We start from the raw sequence: 14,044 nt of genomic DNA, 5'->3' as shown, positions 1-14,044 counted from the left end.
CAAAAGAAAAGTCTTCTTGGACTAAGAGGTTTTCTCTTTGGATGGAAAGGCACCGAAGGATTGGTCAACTCCTGGATACGAGTGTGTTATTTGGATCTTTGTATGTATCATTTCTTGCCGCCCCTTTCATTGGTTATCAACTCCCAAGCTTAAACTATCTTTCTCCCTTAAGCTTCAATCTTTTCTTTCTGATCTTCTCAACCTATTGCCTTGTCTTTCATTCTGGAAGTGATACACTTCAGAAATGGCGTTACTTTTCATGGATATTTATTGGTTTCAATGGTTCTCTTTTTCCTTTTCATCTCTTGGTAGGACTGAATTGGCTAGGACGTCGTAAGTCAACGAATTTCCCTCCTATAATTTCTATGGATCCGGCCTATGTCTGGATTCCTATTGTAAGTTATCTATTTTTCTTTTTCTTAGGGCTGGGCATTCTGCTTTTGGTTATACGGATAGAAAAGAGAAGAAGGAGGCGTAAATGGAACGAAAGATTAAGAAACGAATGAAAAAGAAAGTCACGGCACAGAAAAAATCAAAAAAATACCATAAACTAAATCGAAAAATGAGCTGGCTAGATAAAGTAAAATTATGGTTGCTACAGCATTCAAAAATAGCTTTTCTATTAGATAGTAGTATATTTTTTTTATCAGCTTTTGGGATACTCTATTTCTTGCTTGGGACAACTTTTGTTCCAAAACCCTATCAAAACTTTTATTATGTCTTTCCACTTTATATGAATCTTGTATTCTTAGTGAACATGCTTTATCACGGTGTTTTTAGAGATACTTTTGATGGAATGCTTACAGTACAAGATTTTGCAGATCCATTCTTGTACCTAAATGGAGTAGGTTTTCTGTTTCATTTGTTTTTTGGAATAATGGGTCGAAATAGAAAGAGTATTCCTCCCCTGCTAACTCTAGACCACCACTATATCTGGTTTCCTATTCTTACCTATGTAATCTTCTTTCTTGTGGCTATGTTGATAATTTTAATTTCCAAGCATCTTGATAATAAAAAGAGAGAAGAAGAAAATGGTTTAAATCCACACAAATGAAAAATAATCAAAGAAAATCAAATACAAAAAAGAATCTATCAAGGAGAGAAAGTTTTCAGCTCTGGCTAGATTCTCATAAAATTATAGGCTTTTTCCTGATCCTTGATCTCATCTTAGGAATAGGAATAGGTATCAATCTTATTTTTAATAGTCTTCCTATTCCGTCGCCCTATAGAGATATCAATTATAGTTTTCCATTATATATAAATCTTTTTTGTCTGGTGTATCGATTATTTGACTATTGGTTCCTAGACTTTTCTAGGACAAGGATGACAATAAAAAGATATGCAGATTTATTTATTTATCTTAATAGTATCGGTTTAGTGGTCCATCTCTTTATCGGGGTTGGTGGGAAAAATAGTAAAGGGATTTTGCCATCCCTCTTATCCCTAGATCACCGTTACATTTGGTTTCCTATAGCAACCTATCTGGTCTTTTTTACTGTACCTGCTTTAATGGTTTTGTTTATGAAATATATTGAAACAAAAAGGAATAAATCATAGAAAGGAAGTTTATGTCACGTACAACGCCTACTATATTGTGCAATCTTTGCATGGTCGAAGATCTTGAAAATGGGAAGGTGGTCCTTCAATTCCGCTCACCTGAAAAGACTCACTGGGCTGGCTATGCTTTTCCAGGTGGCCATATCGAAGAAGGAGAAAGCCTTGTAGAATCCGTCATTCGTGAAATCTACGAAGAGACAGGACTTACAATTACAAATCCAAAACTGGTCGCAGTCAAAGACTGGCCACAAGATGAGGGCGGCCGCTACATCGTCTTTTGCTACAAAGCGACAGAATATACAGGCCAGCTAAGATCGTCTGATGAAGGAGAAGTTTCTTGGGTTAAGAAAGACCAATTAGAAAAGTTGGATTTATCCTACGACATGCTTCCTCTGCTGGAAGTGATGGAAGACCCAGATTTGTCCGAGTACTATTATCGTAAACGGACAGATGATGATTGGGAAAAATTAAGATTCTAAGCAAAGAGCTAGAGGTATCTAGCTTTTTTTGCTTGTAAGGTAAAAGAAGTAAGAATATTCCATTCGTGCTTGAATCTGCTCAGAAAAAGTACTATAGTATAAGCATAAAATACAATTGTAATCTTTCATACTGTGAATAGAAAGAAGGCAAGATATGAAATTACAATTTAGAATCCTGATAGGAATTTGCTTCTTGATCGGTGCCTTAGTCTTTGCCTTTCAAAAGGAATGGTCGTACGCTTTGCTGTTGCTCTTAGTTGGGGTTTCATACCTTTATAAAGGAGTGCGTCGATGAAGAGTGATTGTTTAAACATCAAGGGGCTAAACGTTTGGTATAAAAAAGACAAGCCCATTATAAAAGACACGAATTTGCTTGTACCCAATCATTCTGTAGTAGGGTTGATTGGTCGAAATGGAGCAGGGAAGACAACCTTGCTAAAAGCTTTAAGTAGTGTTTTTGATCATCGGCAGTATGCAGTTGAGTCTGTTACCATAGAAGACAAAGCGACCTCTTTTCATACGAATTTCTATAAGAGCCGTACCTATACAGTTTTTACTGAAAACAATAGTTTTTTAAACTGGGATTTTGTTCACTATTTTAATTTTGTCTGTCGTTTGTATCATCGAAAGAGAAATGAAACGTTATTGCAGGACTTGATTTCAGGCTTTCATTTTGAAGAATTTCTTAATACCGATATCGGTAGTTTGTCAACGGGAAACAAGAAGAAAGTCTTCTTGATCACAGCTTTTTATCTCAAACCTACCCTCCTTATTTTGGACGAACCATTTGATGGCCTTGATTTTGATGCGACAGAATTTCTATATGGTTTGCTATTGCAGTATAAAGAAGAAGGCTCTATTCTGATGAGTTCGCATATCGCAGAGAGTATCGTTCGGGTGTGTGATACAGCTTATTCTATTGAAGATGGTCACATAGACGCGATCGAATCGAATTTAGAAGATTGGTTTCATGACGTCAATCGTCAGAGGGGGTAGAGCATGCTACTAGCAATTTTTAGAGATTTGGTATCCAAAAATCGTCTCTTCTTGTTCTTGACTTCCTTAGCTTTTGCTCTTTATTACCATCTTGTTGGAGCAAAATTTTCTACGAGCTTTCAAGTCTTGCTGATCAGTACGGCTATTGTTACTGCTCTATCGACCTTTCAGTTGCTCTATTCCTACTTTTCGATGGACAGGGTCCAGGCCTACTACCAGCTTCCTTTGTCTCTCAATCGTTTCAAAGGTTCTTTTCTAACGGTAACCTTTCTTCTCAATTTACTAGAGCGCGTGCTGTTATTGATCCTCTTTTTAGGAGTCAGGTTAGACCTGCTACAATCCTTTAAGCTTGTCCTCCTTTCTTTACTGGTGGTATTAAGTGTGTTTTATGTCTTTATCCAGTTCAATACAAGGCCTAGTTTTCTAGGAGGAGTGCTCATTTCTGTAACGACTGTTCTTACAGGATCTTCTTTATGGGTCCAACAAGTGTCCTATATGATCTTACTTTCAGCCTTCATTGCTATCTTTATTTTTAAAAATGAGGACTTGATCGCGATTTCAAAAAATGATCAGCTGCTCGTTTCAAAGAGAAGAAGTAGCAATTATTTTTGGATTTCCTTATTTCAAGAGCGCTATTTTTCCATCAATTTTGTCTTTACTCTCATCTTCCTCCTTCTCATTCTGATACAGGATTATGATGCTCCTTTAAAAATCATCATCCTGTTAACGATTGCTTCTGTCAATACGCCATTAACTACTCTCATTTCCGCTGATAAAGATTTGATCGATCATGTTAAGTCTCTTCCTAAGAGTCGGTTCTTTTACTTGATGTATTACCGTGTATTGCTGACTTATTTCCTATCTGTCAATCTATTTGTTGCTCTGTTATTAAAAATGGTGGTTATGCCTGACTTGGGGATCCTATTTTTACTAGGAGTGATGATTCTAGCAGTAGTGGAAGCTGTTTTGCACTTACTGATTGAAATCTATTTCCCTTTAAGAAAATGGAATTTAAAGAGAGAATGTTGGAAGCACCCAAGAAAATATATTGTGCCTAGTATCGTCTTCTTACTTAGTTGGAGTCTCCTCTTCTGCTTCTAAGGAATTGCCCCTTTGCTTGTATCTGCTTCTTAATTGTAGTATGATAGAGGAGTTGAAAAGATGCTAGAAAAGGTGGCAAGTAATATGAAAGATTTTCACTTTGATGCAATTGCTGCATTTGAAAATTACGAAATCGAAAAGATGAGAGATGGCCATGTGGTGGTGACAACCAAGGTCGTGGAATCATCGCTCAATTATTATGGAAATGCGCATGGAGGCTATCTCTTTACCCTGTGTGACCAAGTCAGTGGTTTGGTCGTGGTTTCTCAAGGTGTCGATGGGGTGACCTTGCAATCCTCGATCAATTACTTGAAAGCAGGACGTCTGGGTGATGTCCTTACGATCCATGGCGAATGTGTCCACAGTGGACGGACGACTCGAGTTGTGGATGTCGATATTACCAATCAAGACGGGGCCAATGTCTGCAAGGCAACCTTTACGATGTTTGTTACGGGAGTGAGAGATGAATCCGCACAAGTACGCATTTAAAAACTATATTTTTGATTTTTATGGAACCTTGGTCGACATCGAAACGGATGAGTCGAGTCCCATTTTATGGGATACCATGGCTCAGATTTACCAATCCTACGGGGCAAGCTATACAGGAGAAGGCTTGCGACTGCGTTATAGAGAGCTGGTGCAACAAGCCGAAGAAGACTTGGCTAAGGAAAAACAAGTTGCCTACCCAGAGATTGATCTGACGGTCATCTTTGTGCAATTGTATTTAGAAGGTCATCCAAGTGGGAATAGTGTTGCCCATCTCAAAGAGTGGGGACGTTTGATTGCGCGGACTTTCCGTGTCCTTTCTCGCAAGCGGTTGGAGCTTTATCCTCATACGAAAGAAGTATTAGAGGATATGAAAGCTGCAGGTTGTCGAATCTTTCTCTTATCCAATGCCCAAGCAGATTTTACCAATCCGGAGATTGATTTGGTTGGTTTGAGAGAACTTTTCCATGCCATTTACTTGTCGTCTGATGCAGGTATTCGCAAACCTCAGCCAGAGTTTCTCTTGGAAGTGATGAAAGAACACCAGTTGAACCCTGAAAAAACGGTCATGGTGGGGAATGACTTTACGACAGATGTCGCTGTTGCCCAAAGTGTCGGGATGGAGAGTATCTTGATTAATACCTTCCCCTACTCTGATGCTGAACTGCGCGAGAAGAATCAAGCAGGCGTGCGCGTGATTCGAGATATTCAAGAATTGCAGGAAGATTGAAAAATATCATCCAAGTAGGGAGGCCAAGTCGCCTCCTTTTTTCATGAAAATGCTACAGTCGAGCAGGATTTGTCAAATTTTCGCTTTCATGGTATACTATGAAAGTTAATTTGAATAAGGAGATAAAAATGAATAACTTACCAAACTGTCCAAAATGTAACTCTGAATACGTCTATGAAGATGGAGCGCTCTTGGTGTGCCCAGAATGTGCCTATGAATGGAACCCAGCTGAAATCGAAGAAGAAGAGGGTGTCGTAGCGATTGATGCCAACGGAAACAAATTGGCTGATGGCGATACAGTGACCTTGATCAAAGATTTGAAAGTGAAGGGTGCACCGAAAGATTTGAAACAAGGTACGCGCGTAAAAAATATTCGTATCGTGGAAGGAGACCACAACATCGATTGTAAGATTGATGGCTTTGGTGCAATGAAACTCAAATCAGAATTTGTGAAGAAGATCTAAAGAAAAGAAGAAGGGCCTAGCCCCTTTTCTTTCAGGAGAATACTATGAAATTCAAATTATTATATAGCTATCGTTTTCTATTGTTTATCTTAAGTGTACTCGGTGTTTATCTGCAACTGACCAAACATGGTGGCTTTGGCATGATGCTCTATTACACCATTTTATCTAATATGTTGGTCATGTTCTTTATGGGAGACATGGTTTGGCGCATGGTTCGAGGGCGTTCAACCCAGAGTCAGGACTACCTTCGTATGAAAGGCGCAGTTACCATGTCCATTATGATCACCTGTGTCATCTACCACTTTATGTTGGCGCCTCTTGCGACACCAGAGAAGTTTTATCGTTTGGAAAACTTCCTCTGTCATTACATCGTTCCTTTGATGTTCTTCTTTGATACTCTAGTGATTGATAAAGCCAAGCAATACCGAAAGCTCGATCCCTTCTTTTGGACCTTGATTCCACTGGCTTACATGCTCTTTGCCCTTCTCAATGGATTGGTCTTGAAGTGGCCAATTCCAGGTGCAAAAGATAGTCCCTTTGCCTATTTCTTTATCAATGTTAATAAATATGGCTGGGCTTTTGTGGGCAAATGGGTGGTGATCATCTTTATCGCTTACCTCTTAGCTGGCTATGTGCTCTATGGGATTAAAAATATCAAGCGGAAATCGGCTGTTTCTTAGTAAAAGCCGAACGTTATTCAGACGAAAAGTCATGTTTTTAAATTTTTTTGAAAAAAGTTGAGTTTTTTCTTGCATGTCATTTGAAACTGTGATATAGTTATCTCAATTAAATAAATCCTTTAATCCTGTCCCGTGAGGCAGGCAAGGAGACTGTGAAAAACAATGGCTAGGACCATAGGGCGAGACTCTATCCTCTTAGACCATCCATTTGCTGAACCTCCTTGAAAAAGGAGGTTTTTCTTTTACAACTAAGGAGGACTGAATGAAAACCAAAGAAGTCGTTGATGATTTGACGATGAAACGGGCCATTACCCGGATCACCTACGAAATCATTGAACGAAACAAAGATTTGAGCCAGATTGTGCTGGTGGGGATCAAGACGCGTGGTGTTTACATCGCTCGCCGGATCCAAGAACGCCTCTCTCAGCTGGAACAAATCGATGTCCCTGTAGCAGAACTAGATACCAAGCCTTTCCGAGATGACATGAAGGCGACTGAGGATACGACGGTCTTACCAGTTGATATCGCTCATAGAGAAGTCATTTTGATCGATGATGTCCTCTATACAGGTCGCACGATACGCGCTGCCATTGACAATCTGGTCAGTCGCGGTCGTCCTGCTCGAGTGAGTCTGGCGGTTCTAGTCGACCGTGGGCATCGGGAGTTGCCGATTCGTCCGGACTTTGTTGGGAAAAATATCCCGACAAGTAAGTCAGAGGAAATCATTGTCGAGATGGTGGAGCTAGACGGTCAAGACCGCGTCCTCATCAAAGAAGCTTAAACAAATTGTAAATTATTTGCATCCACATTATAAAAGGAGAATCAACATGTCTGAAAATCAAATCGCTCTTAAAAACCTTGTCTCAATGGAAACTCTTACCAATGAAGAAGTAATGGCATTGATCAAACGTGGGATTGAGTTCAAAAACGGAGCTAAAGTAGCCTACGAAGATCAACACATCATCTCAAACCTTTTCTTTGAACCTTCAACTCGTACCCACAAAGCCTTTGAAGTGGCAGAGTTGAAATTGGGATGTGATCTCCTTGACTTTGATGTGAAGACAAGCTCTGTGAACAAAGGGGAAACACTTTACGATACTATCTTAACCATGTCAGCTCTTGGAGTAGATGTCTGCGTCATCCGTCACCCTGAAGTGGACTACTACAAAGAATTGGTTGAAAGCCCAACGATCACAGCCTCTATCGTCAATGGTGGGGACGGTTCAGGTCAACACCCAAGCCAAAGCCTGCTTGATTTGATGACTATCTACCAAGAATTCGGTCACTTTGATGGCTTGAAAGTTTGTATCGCTGGGGACTTGGATCACTCACGTGTGGCAAAATCAAATATGCAAATCTTGAAACGTTTGGGAGCAACCCTCTACTTTGCAGGTCCAGACGAATGGAGAAGTGCGGAATTTGAAGACTATGGAAGTTTCGTCACTATCGATGAAGTCATTGAAGAAGTAGATGTGATGATGTTCTTGCGTGTGCAACACGAACGTCATGATTACGAATCACTCTTCTCTAAAGAAAACTACCACCGTCTTCATGGCTTGACTCAAGAACGTTATGACCGTATGAAAGATACAGCGATCCTGATGCACCCAGCACCAGTCAACCGTGACGTTGAAATTGCGGACCACTTGGTAGAAGCTCCTAAATCACGTATCGTAGAACAAATGACCAACGGTGTCTTTGTCCGTATGGCCATCATTGAAGCCGTCCTTAAAGGTCGCGGTGCAAAATAAGATAACTGACAATTCATTGAAAGGAAAGAAAGAGGACAGAGTAGACAGCTACATGGAATCTGACTTTCCTTTTTTTGAGGAACTATGATAAAATTGGATTAGTGTAAAAGAAGGGAGGGGTTCGATGAAACGATTATTGGTCCTAGAGGATGGGACTGTATTTGAAGGAGAAGCCTTTGGTGCAGACTTATATGTGACTGGTGAATTGGTCTTTACGACAGCCATGACAGGCTATCAAGAATTGATCACGGATCAGGCTTTTAGTGGCCAGATCCTCTCCTTTACCTTTCCAGTTATTGGCGCAACAGGGATCAATCGGGACGATTCTGAATCCATTACACCCACTTGTTTGGCAGTAGTGGTTCAACATCTGGTGGAGATGCCGAGTAATTGGCGACAGCAGATGACCTTGGATGAATTCTTGAAGCGAAAAAAAATCCCTGGTATTGTAGGGATTGATACAAGACAGGTAGCAAAAATTGTCCGCAAGTATGGACGGATGAAGGCGACTGTCATTAACAAGGGGGATTCGATCGAGCATATCTTAGATCAGTTGCGAGCGACAGTCCTTCCCAAAGACCAAGTGCGTCAAGTCTCGACAAAAACGGCCTATGCTGTACCAGGTTTTGGAAAGAGTATTGCCTTGATTGATCTAGGGGTCAAGCACTCTGTCTTACGCCAGCTGAGTCAAAGGGACTGTAATGTGACAGTTTATCCCTATGATATCTCTTATGATGAACTGATGGAACAGCAACCAGATGGGGTTATTTTATCCAGTGGGCCTGGCGATCCCCATCAGGTGAAAAAACTCTGCCGCTTGATCAAAAAGCTCAATGGTCAAATTCCGATCTGGGGCATGGGCTTGGGAGCACAGGTACTGGCTCAAGCTTATGGAGCGGAGCTAGCTCCCATGGAAGTTGGACACTTCGGATTAAATATTCCTGTTCGTGAAATTGCGACAGGAAAAATTGAGATGACTAGTCAAAATCACTTGTATAGTATCGCACGCGATAGCCTACCCCATGATTTATTGGTCACGCATGAAAACGTCAATGACCATAGTATCGAAGCTTTTCGCCATCGTTACCAACCGATTTTAGGGGTTCAATTCCAAGTGGATGCGAGTCCAGGGCCAAGGGAAAATCTCTATTTTTACGATGAATTTTTAGAATTGATTGATGCCAAAATTCACGAAAGTAGAAGGGAGAAGGAATGATGAAAGAAAACCAGAAATTGCTTCTCCTATGTGGAGATTCTTATCAGGATATTAGCCTCTTGGCTGCGGTAAAGGAAGCACAAAAACTTAATGCCAAGGATGGGAATGCTCTGGTCCTTTATCTGGGCGAAGAAAATACTATCACCCAAGAAGCTGGAAAACAGGTTGTAGTCAGTAAGCTTAAGCTGGATGCTCTTAGGACGATTCTTCTTTCTTATACTCGATCTCGCTTGCTCCTAACCTTTGCGGATAAACAGATTTTGAACCTCTTGTTTCGATTGGAAGAAACTGGATTTTTCAAAGACGCATCGATTAGAATTATCGGACCGAGCCTTCAACGCTACCGCACCTTTTATCAGCAGGCGGATCAACGACGCCTCTTTCAAGAGTTGGGCTACCAGGTACCCGCTTCCGCACTGGTTGGTTCTGTTCGAGAAGCCATTGAGTTTTCTGAAGGCATTCAATTTCCCATTATGATCTGGCCGGTAGCGAGTAAGCAAGGGCAGGGGCGAAAGATTGCTCATAATCTAGATGACTTGTGCGAAGCAGTAGAAACGGGACTTTCGGTCTCTCCAAGTCAGCAGTGTTTGCTAGAGTTTTCGACCTATGGCTTTAAGGAATTGGATTTTGTAGTCATGCGCGATCGCGAAGACAATCACTATCTGGCGGCCTCTATTGAAAGCATTGATCCTGTCGGGATCCACTCTAGTGACTCTTATCAATTTATGCCAGCGGTCACCCTGACAGACCGGGAGTTTCAAAATCTTCGTGAAGCAGCGATCCACATCAGTCGCTATTTGAAGCTGACAGGAGCCATTTCGATCAAGTTTGCTTTGGATCCGACGAGTTATGCTTTTTATATCCTAGAAGTTAATCCATTTGCTTCAGACAGTATCTCAATGGCCTCTATGGGCTTGGGTTATTCCTTATTTGAGCAAGAAGTTCAGCTACAATTAGGGCGATCTCTAGAGCATTTGCCTCATCCCTTATTAAAGGATTTAAAGGCCGTTTACGAACCGAGTTTGGACTATATCTTCTTTAAGATCCCGATTTTTTCTGATGCTGCTAAAAATGCCCGCCTCAGTACCCAAATTCACTCTTATGGGGCAGTTTATGGATTTGGGAAGAGAATCGATGAAGCTTATCAACAAGCCCTAGAAACCATTAAAGATAAGAACTTGCTGACCATCCTTCCTGAGGAAATGAGCGATGATGAATTAATCCAGAAAATTGCTCGTCATATGCCACACCGGCTCTTCTATATCTTAGAAGCTTTAAAACGTGGTTTTGAGTTTGAGGAACTCTTGGATTTGAGTAAATTAGCACCTGTTTATTTGCAGGTCTTGGCCAATCTAGTGGAGTTAGATAAAGGAGTAGAGGCTGAGACAAGTCCAGCCTTTCTTCCGGTTGAGCCATCAGCTAGCTTATATGAGGTCAAAGCGGGAGCAGCCTATTATCTGACCCAAAACGGAACCAATGAATCATTGGCTTTGGAGGCTGCTTGTGTCTTGGTGGATGATCTAGAAATCTGCGATGAGAGTTTTTACCAAAAGGTGCGAAAGAAGGCTAAAGAGCTGAAAGAAAAAGGACAACAGGTGATCTTACTCACAAATCGTCCTTTTACAGAATCATTGGTAGATAAAGTCTATTATCTTTCGATCAATGAGACAAGCCTTCGCCTGATTCAGAAAATTGATCAGGTCAAAGATATTGTCAAGCTTTCTAATAGACAATAAAGGATCCGGACAACCTATCCGAATCCTTTTTTTGTTTCTTATTTTTTGGTCACAATACCGATAATGGTATCAACTGCGCGTTCCATGGTTTGGAGACTTACGTATTCAAAGCGACCATGCATGTTTTCTCCACCGGCAAAAATATTTGGTGTTGGAATTCCCATAAAGGAAATTTTAGATCCATCTGTACCACCGCGGATCGGTTCAATGATTGGAGTGATACCAAGATCTTCCATGACTCCCTTAGCAAGGGTAATCGGCGTCATATCTTTTTCAATCACTTGCTTCATGTTGTAGTACTGATCTTTGAGGGTGAGGAGAACGCGTTCGCTACCGAGCTCCGCATTCATCTGATCAGCAATAGATTTCATGAGGTCTTTGCGTTTTTCAAAACTTTCAGTTTCAAAGTCCCGAATGATGTAGCTGGCACATGCTTCCTCGACAGTTCCATCGATGTTCATCAAGTGGTAGAAGCCTTCATAGCCTTCGGTTAATTCTGGACGTGCTCCTTCAGGGAGTTTGTTATGGAAATCAATGGCCAATTGAAGAGCGTTGATCATTTGACCTTTGGCTGTACCTGGGTGGACATTGCGTCCTTTGAAGGTAATTTCAGCCCCAGCTGCTGAGAAGGTTTCGTATTGAAGCTCTCCAAGAGGACCCCCATCGACAGTATAGGCAAAGTCTACGTCAAAATCCTCTGCATCAAATTGATCTGCCCCAACTCCGATTTCTTCATCGGGACCAAAGCCGACACGGATTTCTCCGTGTTTGATTTCAGGATGAGCTGTCAGGTATTCAATAGCTGTCATGATTTCAGCGATACCTGACTTATCGTCTGCACCCAGAAGAGTAGTACCGTCAGTTGTGATCAAGGTTTGTCCCTTGTAGTTGTTCAAATGAGCAAAATCAGCTGGATCGAGTGTGAAACCAGAGTCACCGAGGACAATGACACCCCCATCATAATTCTCAACGATTTGAGGATTAACATTTTCGGCATTGAAGTCAGCGGTATCCATGTGAGAGATAAATCCAATCTTGCGTGTAAAGCTTGGATCATTAGCTGGAAGTGTTCCAATAGCATAGCCGTTTGGTAAATAGTAGACGTTTTGAAGACCCACGCGTTTCATCTCAGGGATCAAGATGTTTGTTGCAAAATCAACTTGTGATTGGGTACTTGGAGTGGTTGTAGAATTTTCATCTGAACGTGTGTTAACCTTTACATAGGTAATAAAACGGTCCAACAAATTTTGGTATTTCATGATTATTCTCCTTTTTCAGTCTCAATTAATTTGTGAATAGCATGGGCCACGCCATCCTCATCATTGGTCAGAGTGATGAAGTCTGCGATTTCCTTGACAGCAGCATTGCCATTTCCCATAGCGACGCTGTAACCAGCAAAACGTAGCATTTCAAGGTCATTATTGGCATCTCCAAGAGCCATGACCTGGTCTCTCCTGTAGCCTAATGTTTGGCTTAATGCTTGAAGAGCAGAAGCCTTGCTGGCACCTTTTGGCAGAATCTCAAACAAGATATCCTGTGAACGTACAGTGTTAAAATCGGCCTCTAATGCAGCCTCGTGCTGAGCTTGGAAGGCATCAATAGCAGAAGGATCTCCTACGTACATAGCTTGAAAAATAGGAACAAAGTTGGGCAAATCCTCTTCTGAGACTGGTGTCGGTTTACTATTAACAATACCCGCATCCATCGTGACAAGTTCACTGGCTTCAGGTGCGACCACTAGGTAGTGATCTATGTCAAATAAGGTTAGCTGGACGTCTGTATCTTCCGTCAAAACATGCAAGCGGTGCATGTCCTCAAGGCTCAATTCTTCCTTACCAATGATTTCCCAATTCTTAGTAGACAAGGTTGTACACCCGTTATTGATAATCATATAGTAGTTGCCATCAGGGAGTCCAATCTCTTCAAAGATAGGACGGACCCCCGCTAAGGGGCGCCCAGTACAGATCACAATATCATAACCGGCTTCATGGGCCCGGTGGAGAGCTTCAATATTGCCTTTAGATAGAGTCTTATCCTCATGCAAAAGGGTACCATCTAAGTCAATCGCGATTAATTGAATCATTTGATCTCCTCCAAATTGAGAGGAACAAAGCCATCTATAACCTTACCAATCACTCCAGGTTCCTCATCCAGTGGAATGATCTGATCACTATATTTCTTATTGAGGGAAACCAGTCGAATACCGTTGGCCTCACGAAAGACACGCTTGATCAAAGTTTGCCCATCAAAATCAATGGCATAAATAGCTCCTGCCTGATCGTAATAGGTTTGCTTGATTAACACAACGGCCCCTTTTTCGTATTTAGGCTCGAGGGAATCCGTATGAATCCAAAAAGCCAAATCGTAAGGAATCTTTTGATCAAACCAAACGATATCAGCTTGCTTTTGATTTTGGTAAGCTGCAAAAGAATCATAGACAGAATATGAGTGGTATTGCTTTTCAATCTTCTGTTTTTCTTTCTGATGGGTTAAGAGACTTTTTCCATAAGAAAGAAGATTTTCTTGATTTCCTTCATCGAGCTGTTTATACAATCGTTCAATCTCTGAATCAATGACCACAAAATCATTGCGTAATCGAGGATCAATTTCAGCAACTGCTACCTGGAAAAAGGCTGCAATCTTCTCTAAATTTTCGGGAACAGGAAGAGAAGTTCCTTTTACATATCCAGTCAGGGTACTAGCAGGGATTCCAGTAATACGAGATAATTCGATCTGCTTTTTTCCCTGTTCTTTCAGTAATTCTCTAATCTTTTCCGATATAATCCGTAATGCCTCTTTGTCTTGAGGACTTGCTTTTCCACGACCTCTGGCCAACGTACTCACCTCC

General features: G+C 41.2%; 16 protein-coding genes. 13 read left to right on the top strand and 3 right to left on the bottom strand.

Features of this window, described 5'->3' with window-relative positions; genetic code table 11:
- Positions 1-478 precede the first annotated feature (478 nt).
- From AB4X21_RS06080 to AB4X21_RS06020, 13 genes are all read left to right on the top strand, one after another.
- Complete coding sequence (locus tag AB4X21_RS06080) at positions 479-1,054, top strand: hypothetical protein (RefSeq protein WP_151378835.1); 576 nt, start codon at positions 479-481, stop codon at positions 1,052-1,054.
- A gap of 269 nt (positions 1,055-1,323) precedes the next feature.
- On the top strand, positions 1,324-1,557 hold the full coding sequence (locus AB4X21_RS06075; protein ID WP_320910668.1) for a hypothetical protein: 234 nt from the start codon (positions 1,324-1,326) through the stop codon (positions 1,555-1,557).
- Positions 1,558-1,568: 11 nt separating this feature from the next.
- The gene (locus tag AB4X21_RS06070; RefSeq protein ID WP_320910669.1) at positions 1,569-2,036 is read left to right on the top strand and encodes an 8-oxo-dGTP diphosphatase; all 468 of its coding nucleotides are present in this window, start codon (positions 1,569-1,571) and stop codon (positions 2,034-2,036) included.
- Positions 2,037-2,327: 291 nt separating this feature from the next.
- Positions 2,328-3,032 carry an ATP-binding cassette domain-containing protein gene (locus tag AB4X21_RS06065; RefSeq protein WP_320910671.1) on the top strand — a complete coding sequence of 235 codons (705 nt, stop codon included), beginning with the start codon at positions 2,328-2,330 and terminating at the stop codon, positions 3,030-3,032.
- A 3-nt stretch (positions 3,033-3,035) separates the two neighbouring features.
- A complete protein-coding gene (locus AB4X21_RS06060) occupies positions 3,036-4,133 on the top strand; it encodes a hypothetical protein (protein ID WP_320910672.1) in 1,098 nt (365 codons plus the stop codon).
- A gap of 84 nt (positions 4,134-4,217) precedes the next feature.
- Positions 4,218-4,622: a PaaI family thioesterase gene (locus tag AB4X21_RS06055; protein ID WP_003016342.1), complete on the top strand. Its 405-nt coding sequence runs from the start codon at positions 4,218-4,220 to the stop codon at positions 4,620-4,622.
- The gene (locus tag AB4X21_RS06050) at positions 4,597-5,349 is read left to right on the top strand and encodes an HAD family hydrolase (protein ID WP_320910673.1); all 753 of its coding nucleotides are present in this window, start codon (positions 4,597-4,599) and stop codon (positions 5,347-5,349) included. Before AB4X21_RS06055 ends, AB4X21_RS06050 begins: the two co-directional genes overlap by 26 nt.
- Before the next feature lie 128 nt (positions 5,350-5,477).
- Positions 5,478-5,813 carry a zinc ribbon domain-containing protein YjdM gene (locus tag AB4X21_RS06045; protein ID WP_003001648.1) on the top strand — a complete coding sequence of 112 codons (336 nt, stop codon included), beginning with the start codon at positions 5,478-5,480 and terminating at the stop codon, positions 5,811-5,813.
- A 44-nt stretch (positions 5,814-5,857) separates the two neighbouring features.
- Complete coding sequence (locus AB4X21_RS06040; RefSeq protein WP_369087648.1) at positions 5,858-6,493, top strand: Pr6Pr family membrane protein; 636 nt, start codon at positions 5,858-5,860, stop codon at positions 6,491-6,493.
- A 262-nt stretch (positions 6,494-6,755) separates the two neighbouring features.
- Positions 6,756-7,274: a bifunctional pyr operon transcriptional regulator/uracil phosphoribosyltransferase PyrR gene (gene pyrR, locus AB4X21_RS06035; RefSeq protein WP_155199667.1), complete on the top strand. Its 519-nt coding sequence runs from the start codon at positions 6,756-6,758 to the stop codon at positions 7,272-7,274.
- A gap of 46 nt (positions 7,275-7,320) precedes the next feature.
- Positions 7,321-8,244, top strand: a complete 924-nt coding sequence (locus AB4X21_RS06030) for an aspartate carbamoyltransferase catalytic subunit (RefSeq protein ID WP_155199666.1) — start codon at positions 7,321-7,323, stop codon at positions 8,242-8,244.
- A 124-nt stretch (positions 8,245-8,368) separates the two neighbouring features.
- Positions 8,369-9,460, top strand: coding sequence for a carbamoyl phosphate synthase small subunit (locus AB4X21_RS06025; RefSeq protein WP_155199665.1), 1,092 nt, complete (start codon positions 8,369-8,371; stop codon positions 9,458-9,460).
- On the top strand, positions 9,457-11,196 hold the full coding sequence (locus AB4X21_RS06020) for a carbamoyl-phosphate synthase large subunit (protein WP_369087647.1): 1,740 nt from the start codon (positions 9,457-9,459) through the stop codon (positions 11,194-11,196). Before AB4X21_RS06025 ends, AB4X21_RS06020 begins: the two co-directional genes overlap by 4 nt.
- A gap of 38 nt (positions 11,197-11,234) precedes the next feature.
- On the opposite strand, the gene pepT is transcribed toward AB4X21_RS06020, so the two are convergent.
- Genes pepT through AB4X21_RS06005 form a run of 3 tightly spaced genes read right to left on the bottom strand, consistent with a single transcriptional unit; the run spans position 11,235 to position 14,031 of the window.
- Entirely contained in the window at positions 11,235-12,455 is a 1,221-nt protein-coding gene (pepT, locus tag AB4X21_RS06015) for a peptidase T (RefSeq protein WP_369087646.1), read from the bottom strand.
- A 2-nt stretch (positions 12,456-12,457) separates the two neighbouring features.
- A complete protein-coding gene (locus tag AB4X21_RS06010; RefSeq protein WP_369087645.1) occupies positions 12,458-13,279 on the bottom strand; it encodes a Cof-type HAD-IIB family hydrolase in 822 nt (273 codons plus the stop codon).
- Positions 13,276-14,031: an XRE family transcriptional regulator gene (locus AB4X21_RS06005; RefSeq protein WP_003010993.1), complete on the bottom strand. Its 756-nt coding sequence runs from the start codon at positions 14,029-14,031 to the stop codon at positions 13,276-13,278. Before AB4X21_RS06005 ends, AB4X21_RS06010 begins: the two co-directional genes overlap by 4 nt.
- Positions 14,032-14,044: the final 13 nt, after the last annotated feature.

The organism is Streptococcus sp. CP1998, from assembly GCF_041026655.1.
In the GTDB taxonomy this organism is placed as follows: Bacteria; Bacillota; Bacilli; order Lactobacillales; family Streptococcaceae; genus Streptococcus; species Streptococcus dentalis.
Note: the sequence above shows the minus strand (reverse complement) of the source record. Positions and strands in the feature narration are given on the sequence as shown.

What these genes read in the sequence shown, in the direction of transcription:
- AB4X21_RS06065 (WP_320910671.1), top strand. Translation starts at nt 2,328, where the DNA reads ATGAAGAGTGATTGTTTAAACATCAAGGGGCTAAACGTTTGGTATAAA.
- AB4X21_RS06055 (WP_003016342.1), top strand. Translation starts at nt 4,218, where the DNA reads ATGAAAGATTTTCACTTTGATGCAATTGCTGCATTTGAAAATTACGAA.
- AB4X21_RS06045 (WP_003001648.1), top strand. Translation starts at nt 5,478, where the DNA reads ATGAATAACTTACCAAACTGTCCAAAATGTAACTCTGAATACGTCTAT.
- AB4X21_RS06080 (WP_151378835.1), top strand. Translation starts at nt 479, where the DNA reads ATGGAACGAAAGATTAAGAAACGAATGAAAAAGAAAGTCACGGCACAG.
- AB4X21_RS06030 (WP_155199666.1), top strand. Translation starts at nt 7,321, where the DNA reads ATGTCTGAAAATCAAATCGCTCTTAAAAACCTTGTCTCAATGGAAACT.
- AB4X21_RS06020 (WP_369087647.1), top strand. Translation starts at nt 9,457, where the DNA reads ATGATGAAAGAAAACCAGAAATTGCTTCTCCTATGTGGAGATTCTTAT.
- pepT (WP_369087646.1), bottom strand. Translation starts at nt 12,455, where the DNA reads ATGAAATACCAAAATTTGTTGGACCGTTTTATTACCTATGTAAAGGTT.
- AB4X21_RS06075 (WP_320910668.1), top strand. Translation starts at nt 1,324, where the DNA reads ATGACAATAAAAAGATATGCAGATTTATTTATTTATCTTAATAGTATC.
- AB4X21_RS06060 (WP_320910672.1), top strand. Translation starts at nt 3,036, where the DNA reads ATGCTACTAGCAATTTTTAGAGATTTGGTATCCAAAAATCGTCTCTTC.
- AB4X21_RS06070 (WP_320910669.1), top strand. Translation starts at nt 1,569, where the DNA reads ATGTCACGTACAACGCCTACTATATTGTGCAATCTTTGCATGGTCGAA.
- pyrR (WP_155199667.1), top strand. Translation starts at nt 6,756, where the DNA reads ATGAAAACCAAAGAAGTCGTTGATGATTTGACGATGAAACGGGCCATT.
- AB4X21_RS06010 (WP_369087645.1), bottom strand. Translation starts at nt 13,279, where the DNA reads ATGATTCAATTAATCGCGATTGACTTAGATGGTACCCTTTTGCATGAG.
- AB4X21_RS06040 (WP_369087648.1), top strand. Translation starts at nt 5,858, where the DNA reads ATGAAATTCAAATTATTATATAGCTATCGTTTTCTATTGTTTATCTTA.
- AB4X21_RS06050 (WP_320910673.1), top strand. Translation starts at nt 4,597, where the DNA reads ATGAATCCGCACAAGTACGCATTTAAAAACTATATTTTTGATTTTTAT.
- AB4X21_RS06025 (WP_155199665.1), top strand. Translation starts at nt 8,369, where the DNA reads ATGAAACGATTATTGGTCCTAGAGGATGGGACTGTATTTGAAGGAGAA.